18 protein-coding genes are annotated in these 16,129 nt (G+C 29.0%); 6 read left to right on the forward strand and 12 right to left on the reverse strand.

Features of this window, described 5'->3' with window-relative positions; genetic code table 11:
* Positions 1-4: 4 nt before the first annotated feature.
* The 6 genes from BX611_RS03075 to rplU form a co-directional block, all read right to left on the reverse strand.
* Positions 5-418, reverse strand: a complete 414-nt coding sequence (locus BX611_RS03075; RefSeq protein ID WP_115878012.1) for a DUF6691 family protein — start codon at positions 416-418, stop codon at positions 5-7.
* Between the two features lie 10 nt (positions 419-428).
* Positions 429-986 carry a YeeE/YedE family protein gene (locus tag BX611_RS03080; RefSeq protein ID WP_115878013.1) on the reverse strand — a complete coding sequence of 186 codons (558 nt, stop codon included), beginning with the start codon at positions 984-986 and terminating at the stop codon, positions 429-431.
* 72 nt (positions 987-1,058) lie between these two features.
* Positions 1,059-1,694 carry a Crp/Fnr family transcriptional regulator gene (locus tag BX611_RS03085; protein WP_115878014.1) on the reverse strand — a complete coding sequence of 212 codons (636 nt, stop codon included), beginning with the start codon at positions 1,692-1,694 and terminating at the stop codon, positions 1,059-1,061.
* Entirely contained in the window at positions 1,691-2,926 is a 1,236-nt protein-coding gene (locus BX611_RS03090; protein ID WP_115878015.1) for a 3-deoxy-D-manno-octulosonic acid transferase, read from the reverse strand. Before BX611_RS03090 ends, BX611_RS03085 begins: the two co-directional genes overlap by 4 nt.
* A 91-nt stretch (positions 2,927-3,017) precedes the next feature.
* Positions 3,018-3,278: a 50S ribosomal protein L27 gene (gene rpmA, locus BX611_RS03095; protein WP_068208058.1), complete on the reverse strand. Its 261-nt coding sequence runs from the start codon at positions 3,276-3,278 to the stop codon at positions 3,018-3,020.
* A gap of 27 nt (positions 3,279-3,305) precedes the next feature.
* Positions 3,306-3,809 (reverse strand): 50S ribosomal protein L21, encoded by a 504-nt coding sequence (gene rplU, locus BX611_RS03100; RefSeq protein WP_115878016.1) that lies wholly within the window; start codon positions 3,807-3,809, stop codon positions 3,306-3,308.
* A gap of 330 nt (positions 3,810-4,139) precedes the next feature.
* Between rplU and BX611_RS03105 the strand changes: the two genes are divergently transcribed.
* The gene (locus BX611_RS03105) at positions 4,140-5,456 is read left to right on the forward strand and encodes a M16 family metallopeptidase (protein WP_115878017.1); all 1,317 of its coding nucleotides are present in this window, start codon (positions 4,140-4,142) and stop codon (positions 5,454-5,456) included.
* Positions 5,457-5,475: 19 nt separating this feature from the next.
* A complete protein-coding gene (locus BX611_RS03110) occupies positions 5,476-7,533 on the forward strand; it encodes an insulinase family protein (protein ID WP_115878941.1) in 2,058 nt (685 codons plus the stop codon).
* 51 nt (positions 7,534-7,584) lie between these two features.
* Here BX611_RS03110 and BX611_RS03115 read toward each other — a convergent pair whose 3' ends face one another.
* Complete coding sequence (locus BX611_RS03115) at positions 7,585-8,457, reverse strand: DMT family transporter (RefSeq protein ID WP_115878018.1); 873 nt, start codon at positions 8,455-8,457, stop codon at positions 7,585-7,587.
* Positions 8,458-8,548: 91 nt separating this feature from the next.
* Here BX611_RS03115 and BX611_RS03120 point away from each other — a divergent pair, with 91 nt between their 5' ends.
* Both BX611_RS03120 and BX611_RS03125 read left to right on the forward strand, forming a co-directional pair.
* Entirely contained in the window at positions 8,549-8,947 is a 399-nt protein-coding gene (locus tag BX611_RS03120) for a heavy-metal-associated domain-containing protein (protein WP_115878019.1), read from the forward strand.
* Positions 8,948-9,018: 71 nt separating this feature from the next.
* Positions 9,019-9,342, forward strand: coding sequence for a hypothetical protein (locus tag BX611_RS03125; RefSeq protein WP_115878020.1), 324 nt, complete (start codon positions 9,019-9,021; stop codon positions 9,340-9,342).
* A gap of 50 nt (positions 9,343-9,392) precedes the next feature.
* On the opposite strand, the gene BX611_RS03130 is transcribed toward BX611_RS03125, so the two are convergent.
* The 5 genes from BX611_RS03130 to mutY are packed head-to-tail and all read right to left on the reverse strand — an operon-like array spanning position 9,393 to position 13,863.
* Positions 9,393-10,445 (reverse strand): COX15/CtaA family protein, encoded by a 1,053-nt coding sequence (locus BX611_RS03130; protein ID WP_115878021.1) that lies wholly within the window; start codon positions 10,443-10,445, stop codon positions 9,393-9,395.
* Between the two features lie 3 nt (positions 10,446-10,448).
* Positions 10,449-11,003 carry a gliding motility lipoprotein GldD gene (gldD, locus tag BX611_RS03135; RefSeq protein ID WP_115878943.1) on the reverse strand — a complete coding sequence of 185 codons (555 nt, stop codon included), beginning with the start codon at positions 11,001-11,003 and terminating at the stop codon, positions 10,449-10,451.
* Position 11,004: 1 nt separating this feature from the next.
* Positions 11,005-12,321, reverse strand: coding sequence for a gliding motility-associated protein GldE (gene gldE / locus BX611_RS03140; RefSeq protein WP_115878022.1), 1,317 nt, complete (start codon positions 12,319-12,321; stop codon positions 11,005-11,007).
* Between the two features lie 21 nt (positions 12,322-12,342).
* Positions 12,343-12,786, reverse strand: coding sequence for a single-stranded DNA-binding protein (locus BX611_RS03145; RefSeq protein ID WP_115878023.1), 444 nt, complete (start codon positions 12,784-12,786; stop codon positions 12,343-12,345).
* 27 nt (positions 12,787-12,813) lie between these two features.
* A complete protein-coding gene (mutY, locus tag BX611_RS03150) occupies positions 12,814-13,863 on the reverse strand; it encodes an A/G-specific adenine glycosylase (RefSeq protein WP_115878024.1) in 1,050 nt (349 codons plus the stop codon).
* Positions 13,864-13,996: 133 nt separating this feature from the next.
* On the opposite strand from mutY, the gene BX611_RS03155 reads away from it, so the two are divergent.
* On the forward strand, positions 13,997-14,287 hold the full coding sequence (locus tag BX611_RS03155) for an HU family DNA-binding protein (RefSeq protein ID WP_115878025.1): 291 nt from the start codon (positions 13,997-13,999) through the stop codon (positions 14,285-14,287).
* 275 nt (positions 14,288-14,562) lie between these two features.
* Complete coding sequence (locus tag BX611_RS03160; RefSeq protein WP_115878026.1) at positions 14,563-16,113, forward strand: Rne/Rng family ribonuclease; 1,551 nt, start codon at positions 14,563-14,565, stop codon at positions 16,111-16,113.
* Positions 16,114-16,129: the final 16 nt, after the last annotated feature.

The following is a 16,129-nucleotide window of genomic DNA, read 5'->3' on the forward strand; positions in this document are numbered from 1 at the left end:
TCAATTAATGAGGTAATTTATCTTTAAATGCACCATATAAAAATGCGCCTAAAGTTGCTCCAAAAATTACCACTAAAATAGATACAACACCTTTTCCAATAAGTACAAACATTGGTCCAGGACAGGCACCAGCTAATGCCCAACCTAATCCGAACAAAATACCACCCAACAAGTTACGGTATAAACCACTTTTTTTGGGAGGCACATGAATTTCTTCTCCTTCAAATGTTTTCACCATTTTTTTTCTGAATAAAAACATACTTATCATACCTAAAACTACTGCAGATCCAATAATACCATACATATGGAAGGATTGGAATTTAAACATTTCATATATCCTATACCATGAAATTATTTCTGCTTTACTCATTACTATTCCAAAGAGTATTCCTACTAAAAAAAACTTTATATATTTCATAACTCTTTGTTTAAAATAATAATGGTAAAATAAACCAGGTCATAATTAAACCTCCTATAAAAAATCCAATAACTGAAATTAGTGATGGTAGTTCCAAATTACTTAAACCAACAATTGCATGGCCAGATGTACAACCACCTGCCCAACGTGCACCAAAGCCTACCATAATACCAGCTACTAGTAGTATTATAAATCCTTTTAAAGTTAGCATTGTTTCAATACTAAAAATTTCATCTGGCAAATAAGTATCACCTGCATTTTGAATGCCGATAGCCGCTAAATCTTGAATAGTTTGTGGGTTTAATGCTACAGTATCAGTTGGTGAAAGCCATTGTGAAGTTATAAATCCACCAGTAATTCCACCTGCAACAAAAATTAAGTTCCACGTATTTTGTTTCCAGTCAATTTTAAAATAATCTACAAATTTTCCAGCTCCACCTATGGAACAAAAAGTTTCTAAATTTGATGAAAGTCCGAAACGTTCGCCAAAATAGTATAGTAAAAACATGACAAACGCAATAATGGGTCCAGCAACATACCAAGCCCATGGTTGTGAAATAAATTCCATAATTTATTTAATTAGTTATAACTATAAAAGTATCGTATAAATTATGCTGTTTTGTAACAAATGTTACATATCTTAAAATTCCAGAATTTCTATTTTATTTCTGTGCAGCTTAATTTTTCCTTCATTCTCTAATTGTTTTAACAATCTTGAAATAACAACACGAGATGTATGCATATCATATGCAATGTCCTGATGCGTGGTATTTAATGAAGTTTCACGCATTATTTGAGCTTTATCTGTTAAGTATTTATACAATCGCTCGTCCATTCTCATAAAGGCTAAAGTATCAATAGTCTCCATCATTTCATTTAAACGAATATTGTAACTATCAATTACAAAATTTCTCCATGATTTATATTTTACGAGCCATTCATCTAATTTTTCTTTAGGAAGAAAAATAATTTCAGATTCTTTTTCAGCAATTGCTCTAATACCACATTTCCCATTTGAAATTGCACTGGCAAATGAGCTTGCACAGGTATCCCCTCTTTCTAAGAAATACAATAAAATTTCTTCACCTTTTTTATCTTCTCTAACAATTTTTATGGCACCATCCAATAATAAAGGAACTCCTTTCATTTGATCACCTAAATCAACCAACAACTCATTTTCGCGTAATTTTTTATATACACCTACCTGTTCAATTTCATCTAACAATTCTTTTTCAAAAACATACGAATAATAGTGTTCTAATTTTTCTCTAATCATTTTAAGTAATTTAAAATTTTTACTGAAGCTCCAGTTTTCTCAATCACATAATTTAATGATTGCGATCCCGATTTAATTCTTTTTTTATTATCTCTAAAAAATTCGGTTAAAAGTACGGATAATTTTTGAGAATTATCAGCTACAAAACAAGCCTGTTTATTAACCAGTTCTTTCGCCTCTAAAAACTTATTATAATTTGGACCAATAATAATTGGCACTCCAAATGTAGCTGGTTCTAAAACATTATGCACTCCTGATTTTGTATATCCACCTCCAACGTATGCAATATCAGCATAACTATATATTTTTGTTAAAATTCCAATAGTATCCACAATTAATACCTGATAATTATTTAAATTTTCTTTCTCTTCTTTTTCTGAATATAAAAAAACTTTTTTTAAAATTGATTTTTTTAATTGCTGGATTTCGTTTGCGTTTATATTATGAGGAGCTATTATAAACTTTTCTTTTTCAGAAGACTTATTATTAATATAGTCTACCAATAAATCCTCATCTTCTTTCCATGTACTTCCAGCTACTAATGTATAGTTGTTATTTTTAAATTCTGAAACAAAATTGAGTTGGTTATCTTGTTTGGTAATTTCATAAACTCTATCAAAACGAGTATCGCCACAAGCACTTACGTTAGTGAACCCAATAGAATTTAATAGATTTTTAGAAATTTCATCTTGTACAAAAAAGTGTGAAAATGCACTTAGTGATTTCCGCATCCAACCTCCATACCAATTAAAAAATAGTTGATTTTTTCTAAAAATACCCGATATTAAAATGGTGTTAACATTGCTGTTTTTTAATTCTTTTAAAAGGTTTGGCCAAAATTCATATTTTACAAAAATTGCAGTTTCTGGATGTACAATATCTAAAAATTGTTGTGCGTTTTTTCTTGAATCTAACGGTAAATAACAAACTACATCTACCTCTTTATAATTCTTTCGAACTTCATACCCAGAAGGTGAAAAAAAAGTTAAAACGAGTTTTTTATTTGGGTGTATTTTTTTTAAATTTTCAAGTATTGGTCTTCCTTGCTCAAACTCGCCAAGCGATGCGCAATGCATCCAAATTACTTTGTTTGAGGGTGAAATATTATTTTTTAGAATAGCAAAAGTTTCTTTACGACCATCAATAAAAAGTTTTATTTTTTTATTAAAAAACGCAATTACTTTTAGCAGTAAACCAGCTTTAAAAACAAGTATGTTATATAAAAATTGCATAAGGTAACAAATGTACAAAATAAGCTCATAAAAAAACTCCCAAACTATTTTCTAGTTTGGGAGTTTTTAAAAATTTAAAGAAATTTATTTCCTAAGCTTCAAAAGGCTCAATAGAAACATAAGATCTGTTGTCTTTTTTCTTTTGGAATTTTACCACACCGTCAACTTTTGCGTGTAAAGTATGATCTTTTCCCATATATACGTTATCACCAGGATGGTGTTGAGTTCCTCTTTGACGGATAATAATGTTCCCTGCAATTGCAGCTTGTCCACCAAATATTTTTACTCCTAGTCGTTTCGATTCTGATTCTCTACCATTCTTCGAACTACCTACTCCTTTTTTATGTGCCATGATGTTATGGTTTTAAAATTGTGATTCTTATTTGCTTAATGCTTCAATTAATTCAGCTTTCTTTAAAGAAGTATAGCCTTCAAGCCCTTTTTCTTTAGCTAAAGCTTTTAATTCAGCAACTGTCATTGAACTTAAATCGTTCGATGTTTCTGCTTTAGGTTCTGCAACTTTTTCAGCTTTTGGAGCTGCTTTTTTAGCTGGAGCTTTTTTCTTAGCACCGCTTGCTGCAATACTTTCAACTTGAATTTCAGTTAAAGCCTGACGATGACCATTCTTTTTTCTGAATCCTTTTCTACGTTTCTTTTTGAAAACGATTACTTTATCACCTTGTAAGTGACCTAAGATTTTAGCCGTTACTTCGGCTCCTTCTATAGCTGGGGCGCCAACTGTTACTGTACCTTCATTATCTAAAAGAAGAACTTTATCAAAAGAAACTTTTGCTCCCTCTTCTTCTTGTAAACGATGCACAAAAACTTTTTGGTCTTTTGCTACTTTAAACTGCTGCCCTGCTATTTCTACAATTGCATACATACGTATAGTTTTTATTCGCTTTATTAATAATTAATTACCTTTTCAATTAAGGCGGGTGCAAATATAAAGTTTTTTTCTTATTCAGCAAAACAAAATTAACTCTAAGAAAACACTCATTTTTAACCCTTTATAAAAAAAGTATTAAGGTTTCGTTAATTTCTATTAAAATAGTTAAAAACAATTAAAGGTTTACTAAATTTGAAACTCAATTTTGCTATGAATCTAAAATATACTTTTATTATTATACTATTTTCATTTTAAAATTGTAACAAAAACATAACTAAATAGACTTGTTATGTATTATTTAATTTTATAAACTTTATAAACCCTATGAAAAAAAATTATTATTTCAGCTTTTTGGCACTCTTTTTAAGTGTTAGTATTTTTGCACAAAAAGTAGATTTTGAAGAGTATGATTTACCAAACGGACTGCATGTTATTTTACATCAAGATAATTCTGCTCCAGTGGTAACAACATCTGTAATGTACCATGTTGGTGCAAAAGATGAAGTAAAAGGAAGGACAGGATTTGCACATTTTTTTGAACACCTATTATTTGAAGGAACCGAAAATATTCCAAAAGGAGAATTTTTTAAAATAGTTTCAGCAAATGGTGGTAGAAATAATGCAAATACCACTCAAGACAGAACTTACTATTATGAAACTTTCCCTTCAAACAATTTAGAATTGGGCTTATGGTTAGAATCTGAACGTATGTTACATCCAGTAATTAACCAAGATGGTGTTGACACACAAAACGAAGTTGTTAAAGAAGAAAAAAGAGCTAGAATTGATAATGCTCCTTATGGTAAAATAATTTACAGAACAGGAATTAATCAGCATATTTTTAGTAAACATCCATACAAAAATTCGGTAATTGGAAGTATGGAAGATTTAGATGCTGCACAATTAGATGAATTTTTAGCATTTCATAAAAAATTCTACGCACCAAATAATGCAGTATTAGTTGTAGCTGGAGATTTTGAAAAACCTGCTGCAAAAAAAATGATTCAAGATTATTTTGGAGACATTCCTAAAGGAGAAGCAATTGAAAGAGTTCATATTCAGGAAGATCCTGTAACCGCTACTAAAGTAACGGAATATGATTCTAACATTCAGATTCCTATAAAATTATTTATTTTTAGAACACCTTCTAGTAAAGATAAAGATGCCTACGCTTTAGATATGGTTTCTTCCATTTTAACTAGTGGAAAAAGTTCAAGGATGTATAAAAAATTAGTTGAAGAGAAAAAAGCATTGCAAGTTTTAGCTTTTAATGATTCTCAAGAAGATTACGGAACTTATATTATGGGAGCTTTACCAATGGGAGAAACTTCTTTAGATGATTTAGCAAAAGAAATGGAAGGAGAAATTGTAAAACTTCAAACAGAACTTATTTCTGAAAAAGAATACCAAAAACTTCAAAATAAATTTGAAAACAATTTTGTAAACTCAAATTCTGGGGTTGAAAATATTGCTAGCACTTTAGCTACAAACTACATGTTAAAAGGAAATGTACATTTAATTAACGATGAATTAAGTATTTATCGTTCAATTACAAGAGAAGACATTAAACGTGTGGCAAATGAATTGCTAAACGCCTCTAATCGCGTTGAAATGGATTACCTAAAAGCTAAAAGTGAATAATTAAAAGATGAAAAAACAAATGAAAACAAAAATAACAACACTAATTGCATTGTTTCTTCTTTCTTTAGGAGTTAACGCACAAATTGATAGAACCAAACAGCCAAAAGCGGGTCCAGCACCTAAAATTAACTTAGGAAAACCTCAAACTTTTGAACTAAAAAATGGTTTAAAAGTTATGGTTGTAGAAAATCATAAATTACCAAAAGTAACTGCCAGTTTAATTTTAGATAACGGTCCAATTTTTGAAGATGACAAAGCTGGAGTTTCAAGTATTGCCAGTGGAATGATGGGAAATGGAACTACTTCAATTTCTAAAGAAGCCTTTGTTGAAGAGATTGATTTTTTAGGCGCATCACTTAATATTGGAAGTCAAAGTGCCAGTTTCAATACGTTGTCCAAATATTTTCCAAGAGTTTTAACTTTAATGGCTGATGCCGTTCAAAATCCACTTTTAACCCAAGAAGAATTTGAAAAGCAACAAGCACAACTTTTAGAAGGAATTAAATCTGGAGAAAATAGTGTAGGAGCCGTTTCCGGGAAGGTTGAAAACGCATTAGTTTATGGTAAAAATCATCCTTATGGAGAATTTGAAACCGAAACAACAGCTACTAATGTTTCTTTAGAAGATGTAAAACAATTTTACAACAACTATTTTAAACCTAATAATGGCTACTTAGTTATAATTGGAGATGTAAATTTTAAAGATGTAAAAAAACTAGTTAAAAAGCAATTTAACAACTGGGAAAAAGGAAATTTACCTGAATATACTATCCCAACAGTTAATAATGTGGCTAAAACAGAAATTAATTTTGTAGATATGCCAAACGCTGTTCAATCTAGTGTTGCTGTTATAAATACCGTAGATTTAAAAATGGGACATCCAGATTATTTTGCTACCAGATTGGCAAATAAAATTTTTGGTGGTGGCGGTGAAGGTAGACTTTTCTTAAACCTTCGTGAAGATAAAGGCTATACATACGGCGCATACTCAAGCTTAGGTACAGATGAAAAAACTTCAACAAAATTTAAATCGTCAGCTACTGTTAGAAATATGGTTACAGATAGCTCTGTTGTTGAATTTATTAAAGAAATAAAAAACTTTAGAGATACAAAAGTAACTGAAGAAGAGCTAAAAAATGCAAAAGCTGCGTATGTTGGTAACTTTGTAATGGCTATAGAAAGACCAACAACTGTTGCCAGTTATGCTTTAAACATTGTAACTAAAAATTTACCAGAAGATTTTTACGAAACATATTTACAAAAAATAAATGATGTTACTGTTGACGATGTTCAACGCGTTGCTCAAAAATATTTTAGTGCAGATAACGCAAGAATAGTTGTTGTTGGCAAAGCATTAGATGTATTGCCAAATCTTGAAAAATTACCTTACGGAATTATTTATTTTGATAAAGAAGCTACAAAAACTTCAAAACCCGAAATGACTAAACCTATTCCGGCTGGAGTTACTAAAGAAACTGTTTTCAACAATTTTATAAATGCAGTTGGTGGGGATAAAATTAAAGAAGTTACATCTGTTCATAATACTGCAGAGGCTACTATTCAAGGTATGGTTTTAACTATGGATTCTAAAGCAATGGCTCCAAATAAACAATCTGTTATTGTTTCAGGTATGGGAATGACACTTTCTAAAATGATTTTTGATGGTGAAAAAGGATATTCTGAACAACAAGGTGTTAAAACTGAATTAGCAGGAAAAGAACTTGAAAAAATGCTGAACAGTACGTTTCCTTTCCCTGAGGTTGGTTATATAACTGATGAAAAAGTTTCATTGGAAAAAATAGAACCTATTGACGGAAGCGATGCTTATGTTGTTAAAATTGGTGATGACGTTACTGTATATTATAACGTTGCAACTGGTTTAAAACTAAAACAAGTAACTGAACTTGAAGCTGGTGGTCAAAAAATGACTCAAACAATGGATTTCTCAGATTATAAAGAAGTTGATGGTGTTAAGTTTCCTCATTCATATAAAATGACTGTAGGTCCGCAACAATTTGAATTTATTACAAAAGATATAAAATTAAATAATGGTGTTTCTGAAAGTGATTTTCAATAAAAGAAATGCAATATAATTTATTAAAAACGGCTCAAGAAATTGGGTCGTTTTTTATTTAGATTTGTTTACCAAATAAACCCCAAGCATTATAATACCACCTGAAACAACTTGAAATAAAGTAATTTTTTCACCATCTAAAATTCCCCAAGTTATTGCTACAATTGGAATTAAATAAGTTACAGAAGAAGAAAATATTGGTGTAGAAATTTGAATTAACCTATTAAACATAATTTTTGCCAAACCAGTACCAAAAATTGCTAAAATTGCTAAATAAAACATCCCTGTTTTAGTTGACTCATTTAATTCAACAGTATTAAAAAAATTGGTAAACCATAACACTATTAATGTTGGAATAATAAGAATTACAAAATTAGCCACCGTAATACTTAAAGCGTCTAAATCATGTAAATACTTTTTTAAAATATTTACGTTTAAGGCATATCCAATTGAGGCTATTAAAATAAAACTAGCATAAAAATAATCTTGATTTGGATTAATTTCAGCTCCTTTTAAAATAAGCATTAACGTACCAACCAAGCCGATTAAAACACCTATTAATTGCCTTTTTCTAAAACCAAAACCAAAAACTATAGCTCCAAAAATTAAAGTATTTAAAGGAGTTAAAGAATTTAAAATTGAAGCAATTGAACTGTCAATTTTTTCAATGGCATATGCAAACAAAAAAGCAGGAAAAAAAGTTCCAACAAGTCCGTTTAATGTTAAATAATACCAGTGTCTTTTTTTAATGCTGAATATCTTTTTTGCTCCAATTAAAATTAAAAAAGCAGCCGTAAATAAAATTCTTAAAGCTCCAACATGTATAGGAGATAAACCCAATAAGGCTTTTTTCATTAATATAAATGAACTTCCCCAAATTAATGCAAGAATAATTAAATAAACCCAACGTAAATTTTTGCTTTCCATTTTTTTTAATAAAATGCAAAATTCGGTTAAATATTCGGATTTGAAGTTATTAGTTTATAAATTTGCATAAAATATTAAATAGCAACTTTTTATGAAAAATATAGCATTTGTTTTAATAATTATTTTAACTACAATTTCTTGCAAAGAATCAAGTAAAGAAAACCAACTTAAAGAGAATACTATCTCAAAACAAGAAATTGCTGCAAGTTTAAAAAGTATTGAAGTTGATATTGAAGGAATGACTTGCGAAATTGGCTGTGCCAGATTAATTCAGTCTAAACTTTCCAAAGTTGAAGGTGTAACTTATACCAATGTAGATTTTGAAAGTAAAAAAGGTGTTTTCACTTATGATTCTAACAAGTTAAGTCCCAATGATATTGTTGAAAATATTAGCAAAATTGCTGGTGGTGATCTTTATTCTGTGTCTAAAACCAAAGAATTAGATGAAATAATTATTGAAACGATTGAAAATAAAGATGTTATAGAGTAAAAATAATATAAAATGTTAACAAATTTTATGTTTCTTTGTACTATTAAAATCAATCTAAAAATCATCTAAAAATGAAAACATTTAAATTTTTTATTGCAATTGCATTAGTTAGTGTTATTGCGATTTCTTGTAAAGAAACAAAAAAAGAAGAAGTAAAAGATGCTATTGAAGCTACTTCTGAATCAGTTGAAGAAGCCACTGAAAATGCTACTGATGTAGTTGAGGAAACTACAGATGCTTTAGAAGATGCTGCTGGGGATCTTAAAGAAGGTGCTGAAAAAGCAGTTGACTCATTAGCCGCTGACGCAAAGGATGCAGCAGCTGAAGCGAAAAAAACTCTTGAAGAAGGAGCAGAAAAAGTAAAGAAAGAAGTTGAAGATGTTATAAAACAATAAACGCTTTAATTAAAATCTTTAAAAACTCCAATTAATTAATTGGAGTTTTTTTATGCTTTTTGTTTTCTTAAAGTGTCGTTTAAAAACAACAAACTCATAAAATATAGAAGTCCTATTAATTGATGACTTACCCCTAAAAATAATGGAATTTTACCCTGTACGTTTATAACGGTTAATATACCTAATACAACTTGTACAAGAACCAATATTAAAGTAGTATTCAACCAAAAACCACCATTATTTTTTACTTTATTTCTTAATTTTAAGAACATATAAATTGTAAACATCAGCAATATATAAGCTAAAATTCTGTGGGAAAACTGAATAAAAGCAGGAGCAAATAAATAACTATCATAATTAATCATATTTCCCCAATTCCAATTTTCTGAATTCAATAAAACTGCTGGTATAAATTCGCCATTCATATCTGGCCAACTTGGATAATACAATCCTGCTCTCATACCAGACATTAAACCTGCAAAAATCATTTGAACAAAAGTAATAGCAATTCCAAATGTTACTATTTTTTTAGAACTCATATATTTATTACTTCCAAAATTATAAACATCAGTAATAGTTTTAACCATTGCAGCAATTACCAAAATTGCCAAAATAAAATGAATAGTTAATTTATAGGCGTTTACCCAAGGCCTGTTTACCAAACCACTTTGCACCATAATCCATCCTGCAGAAGCTGTTAAAATTGTAAGTAAAACAACAATTCCTAAACGTTTAACTAAGTAAAAATTTATTTGCTTTTTAATTAAAAATACTACAAAAGGAATTAGAAAAATAAATCCTAAAGACCTAACCCAAAGCCTATGAAAATATTCCCAAAAATATATGAATTTAAAGTCTGCAATATTAAATGTTGAATTAATTTTATGAAACTGAGGAGTTTGCTTATATAACTCAAAAGCCTGTAACCATTCTTCAGCATTTAAAGGTGGGATTACTCCAGTAATAACATCCCATCGGGTAATTGAGAGTCCTGAACCGGTTAAACGAGTTATACCTCCTAAAATTACTTGACCAACCAGCATTATTAAACCTAATAAAAGCCAGTTTCTTATTGTTTTAGTGTATTTATAATTTGCTTTCATTACTTATTTCCATTCTATAGATTCAACCAAATGAATTAAATCTTTCTCTATATATTTTATTGCAGGTAATATTGAATCATAATTTGGTTTTGTGTAAAAATAAAGCGACCCCGCAAGTACATTTTTCACACTATCTGTTGCCATAAATTGAATGTTTGAAGCTACATTACCTTCAACATTATAAAGTTTTGCAAATACTTTTTTGTCATAATTTTCATATGGTAAAGCATTTGAAATTGCATCAGCTTTTATTGTATGCTCGTAAGTTAGTTTTTCAACTTCCCTTAAAATTTCATTTAAATTACTATTTACTTCTCTATATGTAATATGTATTGTTGCTTTTAATTCTGGATATTCAATTGTAGCCCAACAATTATCTTTAAAATTAATATTTGCAAACTCAGAAACATCAAAACTATACGGGCATGTAGAATTGATTTTGAAATAATTACTTTCTGGATATTGCAATTTAAGATAAGGTTTTGGTTTTGGTAAAACATCCGAATTGCAAGAATAAACCACGAAATTCAAAAGCATCAATAAAATAAAAAATTTCATTTTATACATTTCCACTAATTGTAACCTTTAATTGTTTAATTCTTTTTCTATCCATCGATTCAACTTTAAACTTGTAAGATTCAAAATTTATAATTTCATTCTTTTTTGGAAACTTCCCGTGAAGTTCTAGAACAAAACCAGCAATAGTTTCAGATTCGCCTTTATTTTTATCGAATAACTCAGTATCTTGTATTTCTAATATTTTATAAAAGTCCTTCAAATTAGTTTTTCCATCAAAAATATAATTGTATGCATCTAATTTAGAATATGAAATATCATCATCATCAAATTCATCATTAATATCACCAACAATTTCTTCAATAACATCTTCAAGGGTAATTATACCGCTTGTTCCACCATATTCATCAACAACAATTGCTAAATGGTTTTTCTTTTCTTGAAATTCCTTTAGCAAATCATCCAACTTTTTATTTTCTGGAACAAAATAGGGTTCTCTTATTAAATCTTGCCATTTAAAGTTTTTTTTATTTAAATGCGGCAACAAATCTTTGGCGTATAAAACACCAATTATATCATCTGTACTTTCATTATAAACCGGATTTCTGGAAAAACCTTTTTCAACTATTTTTGCTAAAACATTCTCATATGATTCTACATTAGAAAGTGCAAATACATCAATTCTAGGTGTCATTATTTGTCCGGTTTCAGTATTTCCAAAATTTACGATACCTTCTAATATTTTCTGCTCATCTTTTGTGGTTGCTTCATCTGATGTTAACTCTAATGCTTGGGATAATTTTTCAACAGATAAATTAGATTGTTTTTTACCTAATTTATTTTCAATAACATTTGTTAAACTCATTAATGGCAAGCTAATTATACTTAAAAGTGAATTTAATATTTTTAAAGGAAACGCCATAAAAGAAGCAAATTTTAATGAATTTCTTGTGGCATAAATTTTTGGCAATACTTCTCCAAAAAGTAAAATTAAAAAAGTAACTAAAACAACTTCAATTAAAAATTTTACTAAAACTGATGAAATTCTGTCAAATACAATTTCACCTATATATGCAAAAATTAAAACTATTAAAATATTAATAAAATTATTGGCAATTAATATAGTTGCTAACAGTTTTTGCGGATTTTGTAATAATTCTACAACAGATTTTTGCTTACTTGAATTTGATTCTGAAGCCTGTGTTAAAGTTGTTTTAGACAATGAAAAAAAAGCAACCTCTGCGCCAGAAATTAAAGCTGAAAGCATTAGTAATAGTATTAGCACAGCTAAACTTGCAATTAGCCATACATTTAAACTTTCATATAAATTAATTAATAAAAATGTGGGTTCAGGATCCAATTATTTTCAATTTAATTAAACTTAAAATGGCAAATCATCATCGCCACCAACCTCATTAACTGAAGTGTCTTTTTTTTGTACTTCAGATTGTTTAGGAGCAATATTTTGTTGCTGGTTACTTACCTCATTTTTGGTAGTTAAAAATGTCATATCTGCCACATGTATTTCAGTAGTATATCTTTTAGACCCATCTTCACCTTCCCATTGACGGGTTTTTATTTTTCCTTCACAATATACTTTATCTCCTTTATTTAAGTATTTTTCGCAAATTTCTGCCAATTTATTTCTTACTACTATATTGTGCCATTCAGTAGTTGTAACTTTTTCGCCTGTTTGCTTATTAGTATATGTTTCGTTTGTAGCTAAAGGAAAACGACCTATAGAATTTCCTCCTTCAAAATAATGCATTTTAACTTCATCGCCTAAATGCCCTATTAATATCACCTTATTTATTGTACCAGCCATTTTTGTGTTATTTATTAATCAAAAGTACTAAAAAAAATAGTCAGATTTGTATTCATTTAAAAAATTATTAATCAAAATTGGTACAGGATATTTACTTATATCTTCCCATGAATGCTTATAATTTAATGAATTAGCTATTTTAATTATCCAAAACTTAGCATAAATATGTTGATGAGATAATTTGTGAGGTTTTATTTTATTATTAAAAAGTTTAACACTCACATTATTTAAACCAAATAAATTAGAAAACGTTTCATGTTCAATTAGTTCGTTTTCATTAATTGGTTTTAAGGTTTCAATTAGTGGGAATTCGTATAAATTTAACCAAATTCCTTTTTTCCTTTTTACAATTTTTGTAGTATTCTCATCGGTTTCAATTACCAAATAATTAAAATACCTGTTTCTAACTTTTAGCTTACCTTCTTTTACGGGTAGATCCTTAATATTATTTTTTGCCAATGCAGAACAACTACTATTTAACGGACAACTGTTACAATCGGGATTTTGAGGTTTACACATCCGCGCTCCAAATTCCATAATTGCCTGGTTGTTTGTAGCAGGATCTTCTTTATTTAATAATTGCTGAGCCAGTTTTTTAAACTCCTTTATTCCTTTTGATGTATTAATAGGAGTATTAATTCCAAAATAACGCGCTAACACTCTATATACATTTCCATCAACAACCGCCATTGGTTCGTTAAAACAAATAGATGAAATTGCCGAAGCTGTATAATCACCAACTCCTTTTAGTTTAATAATTTCACTGTAATTTGAAGGAAATACACCGTTTAGCTGATTTACAATATATTTTGCAGAAAAATGCAAGTTTCGTGCTCTTGAATAATAACCTAATCCTTGCCAAAGCTTTAGCACCTCTTCTTCAGGTGCAGCAGCCAAATCATTTACCGTAGGAAAATTTTCAACAAATTTAAAATAATAGTTCATTCCTTGGTCAACTCTGGTCTGTTGTAAAATAATTTCTGACAACCAAATATAGTATGGATTTGTAGTGTTTCTCCACGGCAAATCTCTTCTATTATTTAAATACCAGTATATGAGTTGATTAGAAAAATTCATTGCTTTTTTTATAAAACGCAATAATACATCTTTTAATCGATTAAATTTTAATGAATTAACTTTTTGATTTTGATTATTATATCATATATTTGCCGTCTTAATTTTATAATAACATATATAACTATATTTAAAAATGACGAAAGCAGAAATCGTATCGAATATTTCAGACAAATCTGGAATAGAAAAAGCAGATGTTTTAGCAACTGTTGAAGCGTTTATGGACGAGGTAAAGAATTCTTTAGAAAAAGGAGACAATGTTTACTTAAGAGGATTTGGAAGTTTTATTATTAAAACTAGAGCTGAAAAAACTGGAAGAAACATTTCAAAAAATACTACAATTAAAATACCAGCTCACAACATCCCAGCTTTTAAACCTGCAAAAGTATTTGTAGAAGGTGTAAAAAGCAAGGTTGAAGTAGCATAGGTTAAAAGCATTTATTAACACAAAACAACATTTTATTATGCCAAGTGGTAAAAAAAGAAAAAGAGCTAAAATCTCTACTCACAAACGTAAAAAAAGAGCTAGAGCAAATAGACATAAAAAGAAAAAGTAAGCTAAGCTTACTTTTTCTTTGACTTTTAAAAAGTTCATTGAAATAAATAGTTGCTTAATAGCAGCTATTGTTGGGTAAAAATTCCTGTAAAACTTATTATAAATCGTTCAACCGTTTCGGTGGTTGGGCATAAAAACAATTCAGAGTGAAAACAGAATTAATTATACGATCAAATTCCTCTGATATTGATTTTGCCTTATTAAAAGATGGTAGACTAACTGCACTAAATAATGAATCTAACGAAAATAAATTTTCTGTTGGAGACATTTTTTCAGCAAAAATTGGTAAAGTATTATCCGGATTAAATGCCTCGTTTGTTAACGTAGGTTATGAAAAAGACGGATTTTTACATTATCATGATTTAGGTGCACAGTTAAAATCATTAAATAAATTTATAAAAGGTATAAGCACAGGTAAAATTAAAGATTACACTTTAAAGAATTTTCAACTAGAAAAAGACATTGATAAAAATGGAAGTATAGTTGATGTATTAAAAACAGGTCAAAACTTATTAGTACAAATTGTAAAAGAACCAATATCTACAAAAGGGCCAAGAATGAGCTCTGAAATTTCAATAGCAGGTAGGTATTTAGTATTAGTTCCATTTTCTGATAGAGTATCCGTTTCACAAAAAATTATGGATCCTGATGAAAAAGAGCGCTTAAAAAGACTAATAAAAAGCATTAAACCTAAAGGTTTTGGAGTTATTATTAGAACTGTTGCTGAAAACAAAAAAGTAGCAGAACTTGATAAAGATCTTCAAAATTCTTTAGAAAGATGGGTGGTAATGTGCAAAAAAATAAGACATTCTAAAGCACAGCAAACACCTGTAAAAGTATTAAGTGAATTAAACAGAGCCTCATCAATTTTAAGAGATATCTTTAACGATTCTTTTACAAGTATTGTTACAAATGACGAAACAATGTATTTAGAAACAAAAGAATATCTTCAAGAAATTGCTCCGGAAAAAGAGTCTATAGTATCCTTATACAATTCTAAACTTCCAATTTTTGAAAAATTTGGCATTGAACGCCAAATTAAAACATCTTTTGGTAAAACAGTTTCAATGAGTAAAGGAGCTTATTTAGTAATAGAACATACCGAAGCACTTCATGTAATTGATGTAAATAGTGGCAACAGATCAAACAAAGCAATGTCTCAGGCAGATACCGCATTAGAAGTTAATTTAATTGCAGCATCAGAAATTGCAAGACAATTACAATTGCGAGACATGGGAGGAATAATTGTTGTAGATTTTATTGATATGCATTTACCTGAACATAGACAAAAACTCTATGATCATTTAAGAAATGAAATGGCATTTGATAGAACAAAACACAAAATATTACCTCCAAGTAAATTTGGTTTAGTTCAAATTACAAGACAAAGAGTTAGGCCAGAATTAGTAATTAAAACTCAAGAACCTAATCCAAGTGGTTTAGGAGAGGTAGAAGCACCAATAGTTATAATAGATAAAATTGAGGCTGAATTAGATAAATTAATTACTTTAAAAGAGCATAAAAAGATACTACTTAATGTACATCCTTTTATTGCAGCTTACTTAAAAAAAGGAATTCCATCCATTCAACATAGATGGTTTACAAAATATAAAAAGTGGATTAAAATTTTACCAAGAGATGCTTATCAATATTTAAATTTTGAATTTACCAATAACAAAGGTGAATTAATTGAATAAGGCTCACCAATATCTT

This window comes from Lutibacter oceani, assembly GCF_003384935.1.
GTDB classification, from domain to species: Bacteria; Bacteroidota; Bacteroidia; order Flavobacteriales; family Flavobacteriaceae; genus Lutibacter; species Lutibacter oceani.

Excerpts from the sequence above, each read along its gene's own strand:
- BX611_RS03080 (WP_115878013.1), bottom strand. The coding sequence starts at position 986 with ATGGAATTTATTTCACAACCATGGGCTTGGTATGTTGCTGGACCCATT.
- BX611_RS03145 (WP_115878023.1), bottom strand. The coding sequence starts at position 12,786 with ATGGCTGGTACAATAAATAAGGTGATATTAATAGGGCATTTAGGCGAT.
- rplU (WP_115878016.1), bottom strand. The coding sequence starts at position 3,809 with ATGTATGCAATTGTAGAAATAGCAGGGCAGCAGTTTAAAGTAGCAAAA.
- BX611_RS03130 (WP_115878021.1), bottom strand. The coding sequence starts at position 10,445 with ATGAAAGCAAATTATAAATACACTAAAACAATAAGAAACTGGCTTTTA.
- BX611_RS03110 (WP_115878941.1), top strand. The coding sequence starts at position 5,476 with ATGAAAACAAAAATAACAACACTAATTGCATTGTTTCTTCTTTCTTTA.
- mutY (WP_115878024.1), bottom strand. The coding sequence starts at position 13,863 with ATGAATTTTTCTAATCAACTCATATACTGGTATTTAAATAATAGAAGA.
- rpmA (WP_068208058.1), bottom strand. The coding sequence starts at position 3,278 with ATGGCACATAAAAAAGGAGTAGGTAGTTCGAAGAATGGTAGAGAATCA.
- gldD (WP_115878943.1), bottom strand. The coding sequence starts at position 11,003 with ATGAAATTTTTTATTTTATTGATGCTTTTGAATTTCGTGGTTTATTCT.
- BX611_RS03105 (WP_115878017.1), top strand. The coding sequence starts at position 4,140 with ATGAAAAAAAATTATTATTTCAGCTTTTTGGCACTCTTTTTAAGTGTT.
- BX611_RS03090 (WP_115878015.1), bottom strand. The coding sequence starts at position 2,926 with ATGCAATTTTTATATAACATACTTGTTTTTAAAGCTGGTTTACTGCTA.
- BX611_RS03120 (WP_115878019.1), top strand. The coding sequence starts at position 8,549 with ATGAAAAATATAGCATTTGTTTTAATAATTATTTTAACTACAATTTCT.
- BX611_RS03085 (WP_115878014.1), bottom strand. The coding sequence starts at position 1,694 with ATGATTAGAGAAAAATTAGAACACTATTATTCGTATGTTTTTGAAAAA.
- BX611_RS03125 (WP_115878020.1), top strand. The coding sequence starts at position 9,019 with ATGAAAACATTTAAATTTTTTATTGCAATTGCATTAGTTAGTGTTATT.
- BX611_RS03155 (WP_115878025.1), top strand. The coding sequence starts at position 13,997 with ATGACGAAAGCAGAAATCGTATCGAATATTTCAGACAAATCTGGAATA.
- BX611_RS03115 (WP_115878018.1), bottom strand. The coding sequence starts at position 8,457 with ATGGAAAGCAAAAATTTACGTTGGGTTTATTTAATTATTCTTGCATTA.
- BX611_RS03075 (WP_115878012.1), bottom strand. The coding sequence starts at position 418 with ATGAAATATATAAAGTTTTTTTTAGTAGGAATACTCTTTGGAATAGTA.